Raw genomic sequence first — 20,624 nt, 5'->3', positions numbered from 1 at the left:
AATGTATAAAATGATAGGAGTGGAAGAAATGTCAACTAAAATTATTAATAGTCCAAGTAAATATGTTCAAGGTTATGGTGAATTATCACGTATTGAGAATTACACAAAGAATTTTGCCAAAAAACCGTTTATTATTGCAGACACATTTGTTATGGAATTAACAAAAAATACTGTTGATGAAAGTTATTCTTCAAATAATAGAGAGTATGTTATAGAAGTGTTTAATGGTGAATGCTCAAAAGTAGAAATAAATCGTTTAAAAGCCATTGTTAAAGAAAAAGGTTGTGATATGATTGTTGGTATTGGTGGCGGAAAAACGCTCGATACAGCAAAAGCAATTGCTTTTTATACTGAATATCCAGTGATGGTTGTTCCAACTATTGCATCTACTGATGCACCGTGTACCGCTCTTACAGTAATTTATACAGAAGAAGGAGTATTTGATGAGTATTTATTTTTACCAACTAATCCAGCGGTAGTACTTATGGATACAAAAATAATTGCAGGAGCGCCAGCACGATTATTAGTTTCAGGAATGGGAGATGCATTAGCAACATATTTTGAAGCTCGTGCTTGCAAACGTTCAAATGAACTATCGTTACTAGGTGCTCATGTAACAGAAGCAGCTTTCGCTTTATCTGAACTATGCTATAAAACTTTACTTGCTAATGGAGTAAAAGCAAAACTAGCTGTAGAAAATAAGGTATCTAATGAATCAGTAGAAAAAATTATTGAAGCAAATACTTATTTAAGTGGAGTTGGAGCCGAAAGTGGAGGATTGGCTGCTGCACATTCAATTCACAATGGTTTAACAGCACTTGAAGAATGTCATCATTTCTCTCATGGCGAAAAGGTGGCTTTTGGAACATTGGCTCAATTAGTATTAGAGAATGCTCCTATGGAGGAGATTAAAGAAGTGATAGAGTTTTGCAATAATGTAGGTCTTCCTGTAACACTAGAAAATATAAATGCACACAATGTAACAAAAGAAAAATTGCTCCAAGTAGCAGAATTAGCAGTGGCTGAAGGAGAAACAATTCATAATATGCCGTTTCAGGTGACAGCTGATGATGTTTATGCAGCTATATTAGTAGCTGATAAATTAGGAAAAGAACTTTCGTAGATTTATAAAAATAATATAAAGCATTAAAGTAACCTTCTAATGTGGATACAATGAAAATTACTTATAGTTCACATTTAGAAGGTTATTTTAATAAAAAATTAAATCAATTTATTGGTCTAGTTTGTATCCAAATTTTTAATACATCTGTCAAAACGATTTTAGTTACTTCAAGTTGATACTCCTTGTTTTTTAATTTGAAAATTCTCTTATCAATAATTTCTTCTATTATATCAACGTCAATAGTTTCTACTTCACGGCCTAACAATTTAATATATTTCTCTTTAGCATACTTCTCAATAGTAATTTTATCTATTTCATCCTCTTCGTGTGCTAATATAATCTCGATGTCTTTAAGTATTAATTTCTTATTATTTAAAGATTGTTCAAGTTTTTCTAACCGTTCATCTCTTTCTTCTATTGAAATGTTAAGCTTTTGTATTTCTTCGTAGTAGCTGTCAACTCTATAACTAACTAACGCAATAATAATAGATGATCCTAATATTAATCCAATTATTATTCCTGATATTATTGAAATAAAATATTTTAGTTTTATTATCTCCATAGTTTTCCACTCTTCCATAATAACTTAATTATTAAATATCCGAGATTTGCACCAGTAAGGGCAGAGATAATATAAGCTACTTGTTTTATTACGGATTTGATTTCTCCTTTGAATATGCCTTGTTCGATAATTTCAAATGATGAGAAGGTTCCTCCAAGGCTAACAGCTACTGCCCAAACTTTAATTGAACTCGATATATCAATCATAGTTTTAAGTGGAGGATGGTTATTAATCAAAGCTCCAATTCCAGCAAAAAAGCTAGCACCAATTACTACCCCTAATGCAATTAAAAATGTATATATTAGATTATTAATAAAAAACACATTCATAACCACCTTTGCGCTTTTTATTAGAATATGTAAGGAAAATTAATTTTATTTCAAATTTATTTTATTGTTTAAAAAATAAATAGAGCTACATTTTGGAATTGACATCCATAATGTAGCTCATCTTTATATGCTATTTTTACCTTGTTTTTAGTGAAAAGTTATATTTTATAGTCAATGTTTAAATTTAATGCTCTCTTTCAAAACTTCCACAATCAGTAGCTTCTTTAGATGTAGCATTAGTTGTATGCTTAACTACTTGAATTTCATCAAGACTGCACTTTTGAACTGTTTTAGCATGATACTTACATTCATCTACAGTACATCCAATACTAGAATTTATATTATTTTGCATATTAAAACCTCCTTTAAATTAGTCTAACGATAGTATTAGTATTTTCAGTTTATTTATTCTAATAAACAGATTAATACAATAATTACCATACAGACAAACTTTAAGGGTAAACATTATTTTTTAATGTACTTAATATAGATATTTTATATGGTGAATGTCATTAACATTACTATCTACGTATGTATATGAAAGAAAAATATATAAAATAGGATATTACTAAAAGAAAGCCTTCTATACGAGAAATTTTTTTGTTAGTATAAGCGAATATGAATAGAAAAAGAGTTAAAATCGTCATGAAAACTAAATCGATTGTAAGTTGAGGATTAAAAGGAATAGGTGAAATAATCGATGAAATTGATAGAACTAATAGTATATTGAATATATTGCTACCAATCATATTACCAATTGCGATGCTAGCATTTTTTTTATAACAAGCCATAAGACATGTAACTAATTCTGGCAAAGATGTACCAAATGAAATGGCTGTTAGTCCAATAAAAGCTTCACTAAAACCGAATAGTATTGCTATTTTCACACTAGCCTCTACAATTAAATGTCCAGCAAAGGCAATACCTACTATTCCTACTAATAAATAAAATATTATGTTTCTTAGATTTATATCTTGCTTTTTTGTATCTACGTTTTTCTTATAGCTAGATTTACTTGTTAACCATAAGTAGTTTAAATATATGAAGAAAAGTATTGCAAGAATGAAACCATCTTTATTTGATAAACCATCAAGTGCAAGAAACACAAAAATTATGCTACTAAGAAAAGCGAAGGGAATGTCAATTCGTATAGCCGACCATTCGGCTTTAATTGTAAAGATTAGTGCTGTTATTCCTATTACAATTCCGATATTAATAATATTGCTACCAACAATATTACCAATCGAAATATCACCTTTATTTTGTAAGGAAGCAATAATATTAACGGAAGCTTCAGGAGCACTGGTTCCAAAGGCTACCACTGTTAACCCTACTATTAAAGGTGAAATACCTAAATAATAACCTAAATCAGATGCGGCATCAATAAATAAATCTGCAGATTTAATTATAATAATGAAGCTTAAAATCAAGATAATAAACGGCATTAGTCAACCTCCTTTATATAATCTTATATACACTATATATATTATCTAATAATTTAATTTATCAATAAAAAATATTATATTTGTATTAATTTTATCAAGTGAAACTTATCCAGAAGCTGTAGAGTTCTTATCTCTAGCCTTAAGAGGGTGGAGTCTTAGAACTCTTAGCTTTCGGATAAATATAAAAATTGACATAAAGCGCTTATCTAAGCGATTTATGTCAATTTTAATATTCCTAGTATAATTAATATGCCTCCTGCTAGCCAAAATGTTTTCATATTTTTGACATATAATTTAAATTTCTTACCTATAGTTGTACCTAGTGGAATTGATAATAAATTAAGGATAAAGACAAAGGTAATAACTTGCAAATAATTAACATTTGCTAGAGCACTGCCAAAACCTACTCCAAGTGAGTCCAGCGAAAGTGCGATACCTAGGCATATAGATTCTTTGAAATTTATATTTTCTGTAATATCTTCATTATCTAGTTCGTTATCAAGTTCAATATTTACTGTGATTTCTAACTTTGACAATTTTATATTAACTAGATTTTTATCATTATTCTCTTTTTTTTGAATAAATAAATGTTTTATATAACCTTCTATTATTAAAGAAAAGCCTAAGCCAACTAATATTATGAAACTTAGAATAGTTGTGAGGTTATTAGGTAATAATGTTTCTAGTAAATTTCCTATAACCATTGAGAATATAAGAACACATACGGAAATAAAACTAATTATTATTAAGGAAATTTTGGGGAATTTTATGTTTTTCATTCCGTAGGATAACCCTATGGCAAAAGCATCTATACATATTGCTATAGCTATTAAAAATGATTCAGTTATTTTAATCACATCCTTTAATATTAATGTTGTTATCTTCAAGGTTATAATATTCCCAAAGAGATAATATGTGATATGGAATGAAAAAAATGATGTTTACATATTTTGATAATTATGATAAAATTATGTCAAATGAATATATGAATATATTAACCATGAAGGTAATAAAGCCCACAAGATTATGGGCCTATGCACTCATGGTTTTTTGTTTTAATAAAAATAAAGGGGGATAAAAATGAAAAGAAAAATTTTGAGTTTATTTTTAAGTTTTGCTATGGTTGTTGTAATGTTGAGTGGATGCAGTTCTACTACTGAAGAACAATCAAATAATGATGGACAAGCAGAGAAGGTATTAACTTATGGTACGGGTAATGTAAGTGAGACTGGAAGAATAAATCCAGCACTTGATGAGCATGCAGAGATACATAAAGTTATATTCACAGGACTTACTAAGCATGATAAGGATGGAAAGGTTATACCTGATTTAGCTAAAGAGTGGAGTTTTGATGAGAGCACTAATACATATGAATTTGTACTTAATGAAGGAGTAAAGTGGCATGATGGCAAAGAATTTACAGCAGATGATGTTAAATTTACAATAGATAGTATAAAAAATCCTGATAATGCGTCTGAGATAGCATCAAATTATGAAGAGATAGACAGTGTTGAGGTTGTAGACAAGTACAATGTTAAGTTACATTTAAATGCTCCGTGTGTTGCTATACTTGATTATTTATCTGTTGGAATGCTTCCTAAGCACTTGTTAGAGGGTAAGGATTTAAATAATGATAAGTTTAATCAAAATCCAGTTGGAACAGGACCTTATAAGTTCGACAAATGGGAGTCTGGACAATACATACAGCTATCATCAAATAAAGATTATTACAATACTATTCCTAAGATTGATAAAGTTATATTTAAGATTATAAAAGATGAAAAAGTTAGAGCTATGCAGTTAAAATCAGGAGAAATTGATTTAGCTCAACTTGAACCAAAGGATACAGAAGTTTTTGAAGGTGTTGAAGGTATCAAAATATATAGAGAAAAGACTGCTGACTACAGAGGGGTAATGTATAACTTTAATAATGATTTATTTAAGGATAAAGAAGTTATAAAGGCGTTAAACTATGCTGTTAATAGACAAGAGATAGTAGATAGTGTACTTGATGGAATGGGAAAAGTAGCTTATGGACCTTTACAAATGAGTTCATACAATAACGAAGACGTAGAAAAGTATGAGTATAACCCTCAAAAAGCGAAAGAAATATTAGTCCAAGATGGTTGGAAATTAAATAAGGATAATATTTTTGAAAAAAACGGTAAAAAATTATCTTTTAAATTAACTTGCTTTGAAGGAGACCCAGTAAGAGTGAATATGTCAAACGTAGTAAGCCATCAGTTTGAAAAAATAGGAGTAAATGCAAGTGTGGATATACAATCAGAGATAGACTGGGGAAATTTAGAGGCATTTTTAATAGGATGGGGAAGCCCTTATGATCCAGATGATCATACTTATAAGGTGTTCCACTCATCTCAAATAGAATCAGGAATGAACTTGAATGCATATTCAAATCAAAAAGTAGATGAACTTATAACTAAGGGAAGAACTACTTTTAAAGAAGAAGATAGAAAACCTTATTATATGGAGTTCCAAAAAGAATTAGCACTTGATCCGCCATTTACATTCTTAGCTTATATAGATGCTATTTATGGATCTAAGGATAACATAGTTGGTATTGAAAGTACTGTTCTTGGGCATCACGGAATAGGCTTTTTATGGAATATAGAAGAGTGGGATATTAAGTAAATATATTTACATTCTATGGTATTTATGCTATTATGAAGATAATTGAAGTGTTAATCATGAAGATTATCTTTTGATGAATATAAGCCATGAAGGCAAGAAATCCTGTAAGGATTTTGCTTTCATGGCTTTTTTTATATGTTGAAAAGGAGTTGATATCTCAAATGATGAAGTTCATATTGAAAAAAATCAAACAAGCTATATTAACTATAATGATATTATCATTTGGGGTATTTATGATTTCTCATTTAGCTCCAGGAGATCCTCTTGTATCAGTATATGGATCTGGAGTTGAAAAAATTTCTAACGAATTAAGAGAAAAAGCTATTGATGATTTGGGACTTAATAAGCCGTTAATTTATCAGTATGGAATGTGGGTTAAAAATTCTATAAAAGGTGATTTAGGATATTCATATAAGTACAAAATGCCAGTTCAAAATATTATAAAAAATAATTTACCAAATACGGTTTTGTTAATAGGTCTTTGCATTACCCTGACATTTATATTATCTATAATATTGGGGCTTCTAACAGCATTAAATGAAGGGAAATTAATAGATAGGATTATTACAAGGTGTACTACATTTCTTTATTGTATACCTGGATTTTGGATTAGTTTAATATTAATACTAGTATTTAGTGTAAACCTCAGGATGCTGCCATCATCTGGTGTTTATGATATAGGAAAAGAAAATAATATTTTAAATAGAATAAATCATCTTATATTACCACTTACAGTTATAGTGTTTGGACATTTGGGATATTATTCGAATTTTGTAAGAAATAAAGTTTTAGAGGAACTTAAAGAAGATTATATACTTCTTGCTAGAGCTAAGGGACTTTCTAGGTTTCAAATAATAGTTAGGCATCCACTTAAAAAGATAATGCCTTCTATTATAATACTGATGTCTCTATCTTTTAGCCACTTGATAGCAGGAGGATTTGTTGTAGAGTACATATTTTCATATCCGGGTCTTGGACAGCTGATATTTGAATCAGCTAAGTATCATGACTATCCTCTTTTAATGGGAGGAGTTATGTTAACGGGTATTATAGTCGTATTAGTAAGCGTAGTATCTGATATATTAAGTAGCTTAATAGATCCAAGATTAAAAGAGAGAGGAATGAATTAAAATGGATTTTACCCCTATCGGAGTTTTAAGAGAAACTAATAATATTGAAAAAAAGAAATTTTCTTTTAAAAATTTAAGATTTAAAGGAGATATATTTATTTCACCTCTTGTATTGTTTATAATAGTATCACTATGCATGCTAGCACCTTTAATTACTAGTTCAGATCCAACTAATATGAAGTTATCTGATGTGTTCGTATCACCGTGTAAAGAGTATATATTTGGAACAGATCATCTAGGCAGAGATATATTATCAAGAGTATTGTATGGAGGAAGAATATCTATTATCATAGGGGTATTATCTATGGTTATATCTACTGTGATAGGAGCCATATATGGAAGTATAAGTGGTTATTGTGATGGGGTTATAGATGATATTATGATGAGATTTATAGATATAATGATTAGCATTCCATCTTTACTTATAATGACACTTATTCAGTCTATACTTCAAAGCAATAAGGTTAGTAGTATTATATTCGTAATAAGTATAACTAGTTGGATGAATATAGCTAAAATAGTAAGAAGTGAAGTGCTTGAATTAAAGCAAAGAGAGTTTGTTTTAGCATCTAAGATTATGGGGGCGGATTTTATATATATAATTAAAAAGCATTTGATACCTAATTATATGGTTAGCATAATATATATGTCAGCAATAAATTCAGCTAATGCAATTATGGCAGAGACTACATTAAGCTTCTTAGGGTTAGGACTTCCTATAGATGTACCATCTTGGGGTTCTATGCTTATGGATGCTAGAGAGAGTATACTTTTAAATAAATGGTGGATTGCATTGTTTCCAGGAGTTTTTATGATAAGTACTATATTTTGTATAACTAATATAGGAGAATATATAAGGGTTAAAAGTAACAGAAAATTCAATAATATATAGTTGTTAATAAATTAAATTAATGGTATAAATTACATGTTAATTTTGGCCCTAATTCATAGATTAATAGTATATAATTATCTTGTTATTTTTTTTACATAAAATTAATTAATGGAGGAATTATATATGATAAGACAGATTAAGGTAACTATCAACATGGAAGTTAATATTAATGAAGATGAATTGATTTTAAATGAGTTAGTAAATAATGAAGACGCTATAAATGAGTATGTGAATAACGAAATTATTACTATTTTAGAAGATATAGATGAAAATAAACTTGAATACATAGGATTAAGTAGAAAGATTAAAAATTCTCACTTTAAAAAAATAGTAGATAATATAGATGAAGATGAGATTTTAGAAAATATAGAAAATGTTCAAAAAAATATAGTTGCAGAAATTAAGAGTGTAGAAGTCGTATAAATAAAGAGCTTATCTTTAGATTAATCTAAAGATAAGCTCTTTTGATTTATATTGGATAATATATATCTGTCTTTTAATGTTTTATATATATTATCATATGTATTGGCATATGTTTTTTTATTTCTATATTTATATTCATCTATATAGGTTGAATTCAATATATTTTCTGGATACCTAAATTCATTCATAACACTGTTTACTAAATTTTTATTATAGAATAGATTTAAGTTTTGTTCTATATGTTCATCATCTATATTATCAGCTCGCATAGATATATAATCTTTAACACATTTATAGTGATTTATAGTATTTTTATTATGATATTTTAAATTTAAAGAATTCAAATATTTATTGAAATGTCTATAGGATTTATCAAAGTTTTTTTGATAATAATTTAATGCACTTAAAAATAAATTCATGTTTGAATAATACCAAGGTGTATTGTTATCAGTATTTAAATTTAATAGCTGTGTTATAGATAAATTTGGATTGTATTCAACTTCATGTATTAAATCTATTAAATTTGAAATTTCCTGATTCGATATATTACCTAAATTCCTTATATGTTTTTTTATTTGAATATATTTTATATAGGTATTTAGTGAATCTATATCATCGAATTTATCTACTTCACTAAGGCCTGGAACTATAACGTGATAAGAAGGAAAATTTAAAAAAGAGCAGTCTCTAACGAATATATCAAATCCTTTATTGTTTAATAGTTTTATAGTATGATTTAGAATTTCTTTGTTATTTAAAGTTGAAATATCTTTAAATTCATTAAAATCATAATCTGGATTTGAATCAAAAAATTCATTTGGATAATATCCAGATCCATTGGTTAGTATTCCAAGTAAATTCTGATATTCATCGGATATGGTGCTGTTGTATGAATACTCTTTAAGTCCTATCATATTACTTATATCTTGCCCTTGTAAAAGCTCAGTTAAAGTTCTTTCTAGTGAAATTTCAAATACTGGATGAGAGCCGAATTTGATAAAGTAGTTCTGATTATCTTTATTTATAAATACAACAGCTACTACTGGATAATTTTCATTCAATGAACAGTCTTTTACTATAATTTGGTAGTTACCTTTAGACTCTATTTGGTTTATCATAAAATCTAATCTAGGAAATTTTTGTATATAGGATCTTGGGATATTAGGTGGAGTTATCTTTTCGGTTATTATGACTTTATTCACATGTCTTTCTAAAGTTTCGGATATACCTTGGATTAAGGCTTCTTCAAATGTATTTCCTGCACACATTCCGTTTGACATATATATTTTTGATACCATATTAATAGGTATGTAAGATAATTTATCGGTGTTTAAATTTTTATATGGAATGCTCACAAAATCAAGAGGTGTATGCTCATAAGATGTTTTTGCCCATTTGTTCAAAATTTCATACTCGTCTATAGTTGAATTTATTCTATTTAGATGATATGAAGACCAATCGTCATTTCTTTTTATAATATCATCTACACTAAAGTACTCTTCATCGGGAGCATAATAAAAGTGTTTATAAGACATAGCATCTTCGCTTAAAGTATCGTCTAATCTAAAGAAAGTTTGGTTTTGAATTCTTTCCATAAGCTCTGCATAAGCACTTGCAAGAGCATATTCATGGGAAGTCCCTTTTCCATTAGTTGAAATTGAAGTGTTTATAATTTGAACTCTTACAGAACAAAATCCTTTAGCTGAGTTTTTCCAATCGGTTTCTATTGTAATAATTCCTAAGTCACTAAGTATTTTTCTTATTTTATTTATAGTATTGAGCGGTAATTCATCTTTGTATTTCCTATCTTTTAATGAACTCAAATAGATCACCTTCTTAATTTATTTTGAATTTAACCTTGAATCTAGAAGTATATTGATTTCTTTAAATAAATCAAACATCATATCGTTAAATTTTTTGGTGCATTGAAAAAACTCGTTTACTTGAGATATTTCGTGTAATGCTTTAAAGTCATTATTAAGTCTTATCATTTCTGAATTCAATTGTTCTTTTGATAATTTTGAGCTTTGTATTTTTAATTGTCTTTTCTTAAAGTCGTCTACTTTCTTTTTTAGAGTCTTACTTTTATCTATATTTTTTTTTGATTTTTTAAGATTTTTGAATTCATCTGTAGTACAAATTAATTCTACTAATTCCTTGGTTTTATTGGTCATAATAGCACCCCCGAGTAAAAATAAGATACACTTTACTATTATATTCACAAAAAAGAAAAATGTGATGATAAATATGAAATAGGGCAATATATTTGTAATTATAAGTATGTAAATTAACTATTGAATATAAAATAATATGACTACGGAGGTGTATTTTTTATGTTAAGAAAAATTAATATTTCAAGATTTCTAACTATTTCTTTTTCAGTAATTATAATTTTGGCGGTCTTTGGATTTTTAATTAAAAAAGAATATAATTTTATTTATAATTCTATAGCAATATATTTTAGTTATTTAATAATACTTTATTTTGAAAAGAAAAAGAATAAAAAGATAAAAAATTACATAAAAGTATTAGTTATTATGACTTTTGTATTTCATAATATAGTAGGACAGTATTATAAGTTTTATAATACTAATAATTGGTTTGATAAAGGTTTACATATGTTCGGAACATTTTCATTTTCATTACTCTTTTACAATATATTTAATTTGAATGGTGAATTTCTTTCTAAATCTAAAATATTTATTTTTACTATGGTAATATCTGTAGGTATTACAGCAGGAGTTTTTTTAGAAATTTTAGAATTTATTTTAGATAGTATAATTAATACTAAAAATCAACATAGTTTAATGGATACTAATATAGATTTGATATTTAATATATTTGGTGGTGTAATTGCTGGTATTCTAGTTGTATTTAATAAAAAAAGTATATCTAAATAAATAAAATTTATAAAGCAAAACTTAATTTTAATTTTACGGTTGTTGAATATCCTAAAAGTTCTAATATTCAAATCATATTCATATAATTATAAAAAGATTTGGAGGTGATATGGTTTGAAAATTAAATGGAACACTAAGGCGGTACTGTATGGAATTATCGCTATTATACTAGTTGTTGGGGGTTTTTTAGTAGTTCCCAGATTTTTAGGTGATAAAGCTGAAGCTGTAGAGTTTACAGTAGTAGAAAGAGACAGCATACCAGATAAAATACTTGATATAATGCCAAAATACGTTAATGAAGAAAGAGCGCTTGCTTGTAAGATTAAGGATAAAGTATATGTAATAGTTACAAGAGGAGAAAATAAAGATTATGGAGTTGAGATAGACAAGATAGAAATGGTAAAAGAAGATGACAAGATGAATATGAAAGTTTATTCTGTTTATAAAAAGCCAGAAGATTCTCATCCATACATAGTAGTTGAAAGTACTTTAACAGAGCTTCCTGATAAAGTAGAATTGATTAGTAGGTTTGAGGAAAAGTAAAATACTCTGAGATTTTTAATCAATGCTATATAATAGCTACCTAAATTTTATATAAACGAAATTCAGGTAGCTACTTTTTTACGATTAGGGAAATTATATGATTTTCAAATTGTGGGTTATCAAAAACTATCTATGTAAATACCGTTCATGCAACTATATTTTGAATACAACTAAGATTTTATCTTATTAATAATCCTAAAATTTACGAAACTCCCTTTGGTCAGACACGCAAATTTTTTAACGGATTATTAAACAATAAAACCTAAGTTGTATTGGTCAAAATATCTAAAAGCATTCACTAACATTTTCATAGATAGTTTTTTTATATTGATACTATAATATAAAATTAATCTTACCTCTATATAAAAAATTATTAAATATATTTTAATAAAAGAGCTTATCTAAATACATACTAATAAATGAAATGAAAAAAACGGTATTTATTATATAATTATTTTTTATTTGATTTTTTGGAATAGTATGTTTTGAATCTATTTAAAATATGAGCACCATACTTACAAAATACAGGGAATTAAAATGTTAGAGAATGATTTAAATGTTTTTGTATAAAACTTGTATTACAGCGTTTAAATATCCGTTAAGAAAGTTCGTTGTTTGACCTAAGAGAGTTTAGAACTTTTAGGATATTTAATAAGATGTAATGCTTAGTTTTATTAAAAAGATTTAACGCATGAACGGTATTTTAATTCCCTGTATTTTGGGATAAATACATATATTTAATTTTGTACAAAATATATATTCTACATTTTTAAGAAAATTAAGGAGATAAAAATATTATAATCTGAATAAATATAAAAAACTACTGATAAATATTATGTCATTAGTTTTTTTTTTATTTTTTTGGTAAGACTAATTAAAAACTAATGTTAATATGAAAAAGGAGTTTTTTATGAATAATATAGAAAAGTTCAAAATAGATATTAAAGATTTGAAAAATGAATATGATATTGATAAATTAGAGTTTGAGACAACGAGGGATATAAGCCCACTAAAGGGAATAATAGGTCAAGATAGAGCTGTGTGTGCTATGGACTTTGGTCTTAACATACAAAGAAGAGGATATAATGTATATGTGGCTGGGATGAGCGGTACGGGAAGAACTAGTTATACAATGGCTATGATAGAAAAAATATCTAGATATAAAAGGGACAATTTTGATTATGTTTATGTATACAATTATAAAAGTCCTAATGAACCTATAGCTCTTAAATTTAGAGCAGGTAACGGTAAGAAGTTTAAAAAAGATGTAGAGGGTGTATTGGAAAGGTTGAAATCAGATATTCCAAGAACGTTCGAATCTAGGGAATATGAAGATGAAAATAAAGCTATAACAATAGAGTATGAGACTATGACTCAAACTGTTATAAATGAATTAAATGAGTTTGCAAAATCAAGAGGGTTTACATTTCAAATAACGCAAAGGGGTCTTGTGAGCATTCCTTTAAAAGAAGACAATACTCCTATGGAAGATGAAGAGTATAAAAAACTATCTCAAATACAATTAAATAATATAAGACAAAGTGCTGCTAGATTGAATAATGATATAAGTGGTTATTTGAAAAAGATAAAAGAAATAGAAGAAGAATTTAAGAATGAGATATCTAATTTAGATAAAAAAATCGGAGAAAGTATAATAAGTTTTTATATTAATATATTAATAGAAAATCATGGATATAATGAACAAAAACTTACATTTTTACACGATATGAAGGATGATATGGTAGAAAATATAGACAAGTTTAAGCCCCAAAAAAATACAGAACAGAATATATTTGGATTTATGCAAAAAGATGATAGCAAATTCTTTACAAGATACAATGTTAATTTATTCATAGATAACAGTGAACAAAAGGGATGTAGAGTTGTAAATGAAACTAATCCAACTTATTATAATTTGACGGGGATGATAGAGTATAAAAATGAAATAGGAGTTCTTACTACAAGTTTTATGGAATTAAAGCCAGGTGCTATTCACAAAGCAAATGGAGGATTTTTGATATTGAATGTAAAGGATTTATTTTCTCATCCATTTGCATGGGAAGCTCTTAAACGAACTTTAAAAACTGGTAAGATAAATATAGAAACACTAAATAAGCAATATGGATATATAGTTACATCTACATTAAAACCAGAGCCAATAGATATTGATATAAAAGTTATTTTAATAGGAGACAACCGTATTTACAATTTATTATACGCATATGATGAAGATTTCGCAAAGCTTTTTAAGGTTATGGCGGATTTTGATATTGAGGTAGATAGAAATGAAGAAAATATATATAAAGTAGCTAGATTTATTTCATCTCATTGTGAAAAAGAAGGTTTAAAGCATTTTGATAAAAAGGCTGTTCTTAAGATTATAGAGTATAGTTCTCGAATATGTGAAAATAAACAAAAGCTGACAGCTAGGTTTAATCAAATAGTAGATATTCTTTATGAAGCAGAAAATCTGAGTGATGAAGATTTAGATTATGTTACAGACAAAGATGTAAAAAAAGCAATACAGTCTAAAAAATATAGAAATAATAAGTATGAACAAAAGCTTAATGAGATGTTTGAAGATAAAACTCTTATTTTGGATGTAGAAGGTGAAAAAATAGGTCAAATCAATGGTCTGGCTGTAATGGGTACGGGAGAATACTCATTTGGAAAGCCATCCAGAATAACAGCGTCTACTTATAGAGGAAAGCGTGGAATAATAAATATAGAGAGAGAGATTAAGCACAGTGGAAGTATACATGATAAGGGAGTAATGATATTAAGTGGATATTTAGGTGAAAAATATGGGAAAGAAAGACAGTTATCAATTAATACGTCTATCACGTTTGAGCAAAACTATTCTGGTATAGATGGGGATAGTGCTTCGAGTACAGAACTTTATGTAATAATATCTAGTATTGCATCTATTCCTATTAGGCAAAATATTGCAGTAACAGGGTCTGTTAGTCAAAAAGGTGAGATACAACCTATAGGAGGAGTAAATCAAAAGATTGAGGGATTCTTTGATGTTTGTAAGATAAAAGGACTTACGGGAAACCAAGGTGTTATGATACCTATACAAAATGTGAAAAATCTTATGCTAAGCGATGAGGTAATACAGGCTGTTAAAGATGGAATGTTCCACATATATTCAGTATCAAATATAAGTGAGGGTCTTGAAGTTCTTACAGGGCTTAGTGAGAGTGAAATAAATGAAAGAGTAAATAAAGCTTTAGATAAATTAATAGATGAAGAAGAGGATAAGGATGAAAAGGATAATTAAATTTTAATTATCCTTTTTTCTGTTATTATGTAGTCAAGTTGTGCGTCGTGATTTTCTTTTGGAATTTCATCAAATAATTGAATTTCAAAGGCTATTCCAATTGTTATGCAGTCATCTCTTATAGATTCCAAGAACCTATCATAATATCCGCCTCCATAACCGAGTCTATATCCATTAATGTCATATGCTACTGCGGGTACTATTACTATATCTAGTTCTTTGACGTTTACTGGTCTTATAAATTCTGACTTTGGTTCTCTAATTCCGTAAGTGCCTATAGAAACCTCGGTTTCAATATCTTTAATTTGAGATAGTAAAAGCTTTTTTTCATTCAGTATTGTTATTGGAACTATAACTTTTTGATCTTTAGATAAGAAATAGTTTATTATATTGTCTGTTTTAACCTCGTTATTAAAGTTAAGGTATGCCATTATAGTATTTGCTTCTTTTATTTCATCTAGTTTTAATAAATTTTGAAATATTAATTCTGAGTTTGAGTTTATTATGTCTGAACCTTGTTTTTTTCTCTCTGATATAACTTTTTTTCTAAATTCTTTTTTCAATAAAATCATCCCCTTTATATAATTATATCAAAATAATTGATATATAGATTCTATATATTAAAATAATTCGAGATATATGTATCTAAAGTTCTAAATTTATTCCAATTTAACATCAGAATTGGAGTTTTATCGTATTTATTGTTATAATAGAGAAGTCAAAGTTAAATTTTTGGATGGAGTTGGTGAAAGTGATAGAATTTAAAGATGTTAGTAAGAGTTATAAAAATGGCAAATTAGCACTTTTTAATATAAATTTAAAAATTGAAAAAGGAGAATTTGTATTTTTGGTGGGGTCATCTGGGGCAGGTAAATCTACTTTTATAAAGGCACTTTTGAAGGAAGAAGACATAACAAGTGGAAAAATATATGTTAGTGGAAAGGATATAAGTGATATACCAAAAAGAAAGATTCCAAAGTATAGAAGAAATATAGGTATTGTTTTTCAGGATTTTAGATTGCTTCCAAATAAGACGGTTTATGAGAATGTGGCTTTTGCCATGGAAATAATAGGGCAAAGCAGTAAAAATATAAGAAGAAGAGTTCCTTTCGTTCTAGGCATGGTAGGTCTTAGTGAAAAAGCAAAATCATATCCTTCAGAATTATCAGGAGGAGAACAGCAACGAGTTAGTATAGCAAGAGCTATAGTTAACAATCCTGCAATAATAATTGCAGATGAACCAACGGGTAACTTAGACCCCAAAACTTCAAATGAAATAATGAATATTATAACGGATATTAATAGAAGAGGGACTACTATAATAATGGCAACTCATGCAAGTGATTTAGTTGATAAAATGAAAAAAAGAGTTATAGCGCTTAAAAAAGGAATAGTCATAAAGGACGAAGAAAGGGGAAGCTACAGATATGAATAGTATTATTTACAATATAAAAGAGGGGTTAAAAGGAATATTCAGAAACCCTACTATGTCACTTGTATCTATAGGATCTGTTTCAGCAGCTTTGTTCGTACTTAGTATAATTTTTAGTGTGGTAATAAATATAAACAACTTCACATCACTAGTCGAAGGGCAGTTTGATAATGTTCAAATTTATTTAAATGAGGATATGACATCGCAGCACATATTCGATCTTGAAAAAAAGTTAGGTCAGGTATCTGGAGTACAAAGTGTAGAATTTGAATCAAAACAAGATGCCTTAAATAAAATGAAAAAAAGATGGGGAGAGGATGGATATCTTCTAGAAGGAATAGATAATCCGCTTGATAACTCATTTATAATAGAAGTTAGTAATATTGAAAATACAGAGAAAATAGCAAATAAAGTTAAAAAATTCGATGGTATAAAAGAAGTTAAATATTATGATGATGTTGTAGAAAAAGTTATACAATTATCTAATATAGTAAAGATGTCTGGATTGTTCATAATAACAATTTTAGCTTTTGTATCACTTTTTATAATTTCAAACACAATAAAGTTAGCACTACATGGGAGAAGAAGAGAAATAAATATAATGAAATACGTTGGAGCTACTGATTGGTTCATAAGATGGCCATTCATAATAGAGGGAATGGTTTTAGGATTAATAGGAGCTTTAATATCTCTTGCAATTACTTATTTTGGATATGATTATTTTTATTCAAAATTAGATTTGCCATCATATTCTATTTTTTCAGGATATATTTTACCTGTAACAGGGGTTATGGATAGCTTAATAAACATATCTATAGTAATGGGTATTGGAGTTGGGATAATAGGAAGTATTATTTCTCTTAGAAGGTACTTGAATGTCTAAAACTAGTAAGGTGGGATATTAGAATGAATAAAAAAATAGTATGGACATGTATTATTATAATGTTTATTACTTCTTTTAATGTGTTTGCGGCAAATACAAGCTATGAACAAAAACTTAAGAATACTCAACAAAGTAAAAAAAACATACAAAATGCTTTAAATGAAAATAAGAAAAATCAAGCTAAAGTAGATAATAATATTGAAAAATTAGGTTATCAAATACACAATACTCAAGAAAAAATAAATAAAGCTCAATCTGATTTAAGCAGTGCACAATCAAAAATAAAGAGAACGACTGAGGAAATATCAAAACTAGAGAATGAAATTGGTAAAAAAGAGATTCTATTAGGAGAAAGAATAAATGTTATGTATAAGACTTCTGATATGAGTTATATAGAGGTTATACTGAGTTCAAAAGATATGAATGAATTATTGTCTAATTTAGACATGATTAAAAAAATAGTAAACAGCGATAAAGAATTATTAGCAGAATTATCAAATCAGAAAAAAGAAATCGAAAAAAAAAGAATAGAGCTTAAAAATAAAGAAAAAGAAATAATTTCTTTAAAAAATAGTATACAGGTAGAAAAAGAGAGGCTTGTAGCTAGCCAAAACAAAGAGGCAGCATTAAAAAATGACCTGCAAAAGGATGCTAAAAAGCTAGAAGCTAATATAGATGAATTAAATAAATATGCAAAAGCTTTAGAAGCTGAAATACTAAAAAAACAATCTAAAGGTTCTTATGTGGGTGGAGCCATGGGATGGCCAGCGCCTGGATACACTAGGATAACTTCTTATTTTGGATATAGAATTCACCCTATATTAAAAACTAAGAAACTGCATACTGGACTTGACATAGGAGCTCCTATGGGTGCGAATATAGTTGCAGCAAATGATGGTAAGGTAATGTTTGCTGGATGGCAAAATGGATATGGCAATACTGTTATGATAGACCATGGCGGTGGAATAGTAACTTTATATGGACATAATTCAAGGCTTTCAGTTAAAACTGGACAGGAAGTAAAAAGGGGACAATCTATAGCTAAAGCAGGTTCAACTGGAAGATCAACAGGACCGCACTGTCACTTTGAAGTTAGAAAGAATGGAAAGTATGTAGATCCGTTACCTATGCTTAAATCAAAATAATATAATTTCTATACGTTATATAAATAGATAATTAAACATATAATATAGATAGAATACTTAAAAGGAGATGCATTTAATGATATCTAAAAAGAAAGCCGTTGTATGGGGGGTTGTACTGATTTTAATAAGTTCTATAGTAACTATGAATATGGAACTTGCATTTGGGGATAAGGTATTGGTTTCTAAAGAAGCATTTAATGAATACAAAAAGTATAATAAACTGTATTCTCTTGAAAAGGTAATAGATGATAATTACTATACAGATGTAGATGAAGGTAATTTGGTAGACGGATCTATAAAAGGATTGTTTGAAGGACTCAATGATCCATATTCACAGTATATGAACAAAAAAGAGTTTGAACGTTTTATGGAAAATACAGAAGGTTCTTTTAGCGGTATAGGGGTTATTATAACACCTGGCGAAGACGGATATATAACCGTAGTATCTCCTATTGAAGATTCACCTGGCTTTAAGGCTGGAATAAAGAGCGAGGATAAAATAATAAAGGTAAACGGAGAAGATGTTACAGCAAAAGAGATGGATAAAGCTATATCTATGATGAAGGGAAAAGCTGGAACGGAAGTAGAGATAACTATTTTAAGAAATGGAAAAGAAACAATAAATATGAAAATAAAAAGAGAAGAAATAAGACTGAAAACTGTAAAGTCTCAGATACTAGAAGATAATATAGGATATATAAGAATAACTCAATTTGATGAAAAAACTGCAGATGAATTTAAAACTCATTTGAATCAATTACAAGATAAGGATATAAAGGGATTAATAATTGACTTAAGAGATAATCCGGGTGGATTATTAGATAAATGTCAGGAAATAACGGATAAATTAATTGGAGAGGGAACTATAGTTTATACAAAAGACAGAAATGGAAAAACAAAATATTATAATTCTGATAAAAACAAAATAGATGTACCTCTTGCAGTACTTGTTAATAAAGGTTCAGCTTCTGCATCTGAAATATTATCTGGAGCTGTAAGAGATAACAAGGCTGGAACTTTAATAGGGACTACTACATTTGGAAAAGGATTAGTTCAAACTGTAAGATCTTTAAATGATGGATCGGGATTTAAACTTACAGTGTCTCAATACTTTACTCCAAATGGAGAGTATATACACGGTAAAGGAATAACTCCTGATATTGTAGTAGAAGATGTAGATAAACAACTTCCAACTGCGATAGATTATATAAAGAAGCAAATTAAATAGAAAAAGGCTGCTAATAGCAGCCTTTTTCTATTTAATTTATTATCAAACATAAAAGTCTCTCTAAATATAATAAAAAAATCAAATTTAATGAATAAAAATGTTTTTCTAAGATATACTATGTAAAGAGTCACTAAAAAGGTGATTAATTAAATTTTAAATAAATATAAAAAACTTTAAAAAAATGTTGACGGATTGATTAGAAGGTGATATATTATTACTTGTCCTCAACAACGAGGCAAACACGAAACACACGAAAGAAATAAATGAACCTTGAAAATTAAACAGTAGGTTATAAATAAATCACATCAGTGATTTTCGGAATAAACAAACAAAAAGTCAGTTTACTGAGTAGACAAACTTTGAGCAACGGAAATTATGAGGCTATGCCGAAAGAATTTCGTTGGCGATATGAGTCAATGCGTTAGCATTAGACGAATTTTTATTTAAGAGTTTGATCCTGGCTCAGGATGAACGCTGGCGGCGTGCCTAACACATGCAAGTCGAGCGGAGATTAAAAAGCTTGCTTTTTAATCTTAGCGGCGGACGGGTGAGTAACGCGTGGGTAACCTGCCCTATACACACGGATAACATATCGAAAGATATGCTAATACGAGATAATGCATTTTTAAGGCATCTTAAAAATGTCAAAGATTT

Annotated in this window: 20 protein-coding genes and 1 rRNA gene; 13 read left to right on the top strand and 8 right to left on the bottom strand. The window is 28.1% G+C overall.

Features of this window, described 5'->3' with window-relative positions:
• The first annotated feature begins 28 nt into the window (after window positions 1-28).
• Entirely contained in the window at window positions 29-1,123 is a 1,095-nt protein-coding gene (locus Tmeso_RS08025) for a glycerol dehydrogenase (RefSeq protein WP_099190003.1), read from the top strand.
• A gap of 103 nt (window positions 1,124-1,226) precedes the next feature.
• Here Tmeso_RS08025 and Tmeso_RS08020 read toward each other — a convergent pair whose 3' ends face one another.
• The 5 genes from Tmeso_RS08020 to ytaF all read right to left on the bottom strand — a co-directional run bounded on the left by Tmeso_RS08020 (window position 1,227) and on the right by ytaF (window position 4,346).
• A complete protein-coding gene (locus tag Tmeso_RS08020) occupies window positions 1,227-1,703 on the bottom strand; it encodes a hypothetical protein (RefSeq protein ID WP_242967895.1) in 477 nt (158 codons plus the stop codon).
• Complete coding sequence (locus tag Tmeso_RS08015) at window positions 1,676-2,008, bottom strand: YtrH family sporulation protein (RefSeq protein WP_330400329.1); 333 nt, start codon at window positions 2,006-2,008, stop codon at window positions 1,676-1,678. Before Tmeso_RS08015 ends, Tmeso_RS08020 begins: the two co-directional genes overlap by 28 nt.
• 190 nt (window positions 2,009-2,198) lie before the next feature.
• Entirely contained in the window at window positions 2,199-2,366 is a 168-nt protein-coding gene (locus tag Tmeso_RS08010) for a DUF1540 domain-containing protein (RefSeq protein ID WP_099189997.1), read from the bottom strand.
• Window positions 2,367-2,535: 169 nt separating this feature from the next.
• Window positions 2,536-3,459: a calcium/sodium antiporter gene (locus tag Tmeso_RS08005; protein ID WP_099189995.1), complete on the bottom strand. Its 924-nt coding sequence runs from the start codon at window positions 3,457-3,459 to the stop codon at window positions 2,536-2,538.
• A gap of 215 nt (window positions 3,460-3,674) precedes the next feature.
• The gene (gene ytaF, locus Tmeso_RS08000; protein ID WP_187296277.1) at window positions 3,675-4,346 is read right to left on the bottom strand and encodes a sporulation membrane protein YtaF; all 672 of its coding nucleotides are present in this window, start codon (window positions 4,344-4,346) and stop codon (window positions 3,675-3,677) included.
• A gap of 193 nt (window positions 4,347-4,539) precedes the next feature.
• Between ytaF and Tmeso_RS07995 the strand changes: the two genes are divergently transcribed.
• The 4 genes from Tmeso_RS07995 (at window position 4,540) to Tmeso_RS07980 (ending at window position 8,556) form a co-directional block, all read left to right on the top strand.
• Window positions 4,540-6,111 (top strand): ABC transporter substrate-binding protein, encoded by a 1,572-nt coding sequence (locus tag Tmeso_RS07995; protein WP_099189991.1) that lies wholly within the window; start codon window positions 4,540-4,542, stop codon window positions 6,109-6,111.
• 86 nt (window positions 6,112-6,197) lie between these two features.
• The gene (locus tag Tmeso_RS07990; RefSeq protein WP_330400328.1) at window positions 6,198-7,241 is read left to right on the top strand and encodes an ABC transporter permease; all 1,044 of its coding nucleotides are present in this window, start codon (window positions 6,198-6,200) and stop codon (window positions 7,239-7,241) included.
• Window position 7,242: 1 nt separating this feature from the next.
• Window positions 7,243-8,133 (top strand): ABC transporter permease, encoded by an 891-nt coding sequence (locus Tmeso_RS07985; RefSeq protein WP_099189987.1) that lies wholly within the window; start codon window positions 7,243-7,245, stop codon window positions 8,131-8,133.
• Window positions 8,134-8,256: 123 nt separating this feature from the next.
• A complete protein-coding gene (locus Tmeso_RS07980; RefSeq protein ID WP_099189985.1) occupies window positions 8,257-8,556 on the top strand; it encodes a hypothetical protein in 300 nt (99 codons plus the stop codon).
• A gap of 20 nt (window positions 8,557-8,576) precedes the next feature.
• Here Tmeso_RS07980 and Tmeso_RS07975 read toward each other — a convergent pair whose 3' ends face one another.
• The gene (locus Tmeso_RS07975; protein WP_187296276.1) at window positions 8,577-10,379 is read right to left on the bottom strand and encodes a YcaO-like family protein; all 1,803 of its coding nucleotides are present in this window, start codon (window positions 10,377-10,379) and stop codon (window positions 8,577-8,579) included.
• A gap of 18 nt (window positions 10,380-10,397) precedes the next feature.
• Complete coding sequence (locus tag Tmeso_RS07970; protein ID WP_099189981.1) at window positions 10,398-10,730, bottom strand: YlbF family regulator; 333 nt, start codon at window positions 10,728-10,730, stop codon at window positions 10,398-10,400.
• Between the two features lie 159 nt (window positions 10,731-10,889).
• Here Tmeso_RS07970 and Tmeso_RS07965 point away from each other — a divergent pair, with 159 nt between their 5' ends.
• The 3 genes from Tmeso_RS07965 to Tmeso_RS07955 all read left to right on the top strand — a co-directional run bounded on the left by Tmeso_RS07965 (window position 10,890) and on the right by Tmeso_RS07955 (window position 15,282).
• The gene (locus Tmeso_RS07965) at window positions 10,890-11,456 is read left to right on the top strand and encodes a hypothetical protein (protein WP_099189979.1); all 567 of its coding nucleotides are present in this window, start codon (window positions 10,890-10,892) and stop codon (window positions 11,454-11,456) included.
• 114 nt (window positions 11,457-11,570) lie between these two features.
• The gene (locus tag Tmeso_RS07960) at window positions 11,571-11,999 is read left to right on the top strand and encodes a hypothetical protein (protein ID WP_099189977.1); all 429 of its coding nucleotides are present in this window, start codon (window positions 11,571-11,573) and stop codon (window positions 11,997-11,999) included.
• Between the two features lie 910 nt (window positions 12,000-12,909).
• Window positions 12,910-15,282: a Lon protease family protein gene (locus Tmeso_RS07955; protein ID WP_099189975.1), complete on the top strand. Its 2,373-nt coding sequence runs from the start codon at window positions 12,910-12,912 to the stop codon at window positions 15,280-15,282.
• Here Tmeso_RS07955 and Tmeso_RS07950 read toward each other — a convergent pair.
• Window positions 15,279-15,845, bottom strand: a complete 567-nt coding sequence (locus Tmeso_RS07950; RefSeq protein ID WP_099189973.1) for a 5-formyltetrahydrofolate cyclo-ligase — start codon at window positions 15,843-15,845, stop codon at window positions 15,279-15,281. The genes Tmeso_RS07955 and Tmeso_RS07950 overlap by 4 nt on opposite strands.
• Window positions 15,846-16,033: 188 nt before the next feature.
• Here Tmeso_RS07950 and ftsE point away from each other — a divergent pair, with 188 nt between their 5' ends.
• The 5 genes from ftsE to Tmeso_RS07925 form a co-directional block, all read left to right on the top strand.
• Window positions 16,034-16,717 carry a cell division ATP-binding protein FtsE gene (gene ftsE / locus Tmeso_RS07945; RefSeq protein ID WP_099189971.1) on the top strand — a complete coding sequence of 228 codons (684 nt, stop codon included), beginning with the start codon at window positions 16,034-16,036 and terminating at the stop codon, window positions 16,715-16,717.
• Entirely contained in the window at window positions 16,710-17,597 is an 888-nt protein-coding gene (gene ftsX / locus Tmeso_RS07940) for a permease-like cell division protein FtsX (RefSeq protein ID WP_099189969.1), read from the top strand. Before ftsE ends, ftsX begins: the two co-directional genes overlap by 8 nt.
• Before the next feature lie 23 nt (window positions 17,598-17,620).
• Complete coding sequence (locus Tmeso_RS07935; protein WP_099189967.1) at window positions 17,621-18,742, top strand: murein hydrolase activator EnvC family protein; 1,122 nt, start codon at window positions 17,621-17,623, stop codon at window positions 18,740-18,742.
• 76 nt (window positions 18,743-18,818) lie between these two features.
• Window positions 18,819-19,970 (top strand): S41 family peptidase, encoded by a 1,152-nt coding sequence (locus Tmeso_RS07930; RefSeq protein WP_099189965.1) that lies wholly within the window; start codon window positions 18,819-18,821, stop codon window positions 19,968-19,970.
• A gap of 439 nt (window positions 19,971-20,409) precedes the next feature.
• Window positions 20,410-20,624 (top strand): 16S ribosomal RNA (locus Tmeso_RS07925); the annotation flags it as partial.

Origin of the sequence: Tepidibacter mesophilus (genome assembly GCF_002724055.1) — a bacterium.
Taxonomy (GTDB): domain Bacteria; phylum Bacillota; class Clostridia; order Peptostreptococcales; family Peptostreptococcaceae; genus Tepidibacter_A; species Tepidibacter_A mesophilus.
The sequence above is the reverse complement of the archived record's forward strand: the minus strand, read 5'-3'. Positions and strand labels throughout refer to the sequence as shown.

Coding starts and splice junctions, on each gene's coding strand:
- Tmeso_RS07965 (WP_099189979.1), top strand. CDS start 10,890: ATGTTAAGAAAAATTAATATTTCAAGATTTCTAACTATTTCTTTTTCA.
- Tmeso_RS07935 (WP_099189967.1), top strand. CDS start 17,621: ATGAATAAAAAAATAGTATGGACATGTATTATTATAATGTTTATTACT.
- Tmeso_RS07970 (WP_099189981.1), bottom strand. CDS start 10,730: ATGACCAATAAAACCAAGGAATTAGTAGAATTAATTTGTACTACAGAT.
- Tmeso_RS07930 (WP_099189965.1), top strand. CDS start 18,819: ATGATATCTAAAAAGAAAGCCGTTGTATGGGGGGTTGTACTGATTTTA.
- Tmeso_RS07990 (WP_330400328.1), top strand. CDS start 6,198: ATGAAGGCAAGAAATCCTGTAAGGATTTTGCTTTCATGGCTTTTTTTA.
- Tmeso_RS07980 (WP_099189985.1), top strand. CDS start 8,257: ATGATAAGACAGATTAAGGTAACTATCAACATGGAAGTTAATATTAAT.
- Tmeso_RS08020 (WP_242967895.1), bottom strand. CDS start 1,703: ATGGAAGAGTGGAAAACTATGGAGATAATAAAACTAAAATATTTTATT.
- Tmeso_RS08025 (WP_099190003.1), top strand. CDS start 29: ATGTCAACTAAAATTATTAATAGTCCAAGTAAATATGTTCAAGGTTAT.
- Tmeso_RS07955 (WP_099189975.1), top strand. CDS start 12,910: ATGAATAATATAGAAAAGTTCAAAATAGATATTAAAGATTTGAAAAAT.
- Tmeso_RS07995 (WP_099189991.1), top strand. CDS start 4,540: ATGAAAAGAAAAATTTTGAGTTTATTTTTAAGTTTTGCTATGGTTGTT.
- Tmeso_RS07985 (WP_099189987.1), top strand. CDS start 7,243: ATGGATTTTACCCCTATCGGAGTTTTAAGAGAAACTAATAATATTGAA.
- ftsX (WP_099189969.1), top strand. CDS start 16,710: ATGAATAGTATTATTTACAATATAAAAGAGGGGTTAAAAGGAATATTC.
- Tmeso_RS08005 (WP_099189995.1), bottom strand. CDS start 3,459: ATGCCGTTTATTATCTTGATTTTAAGCTTCATTATTATAATTAAATCT.
- Tmeso_RS08010 (WP_099189997.1), bottom strand. CDS start 2,366: ATGCAAAATAATATAAATTCTAGTATTGGATGTACTGTAGATGAATGT.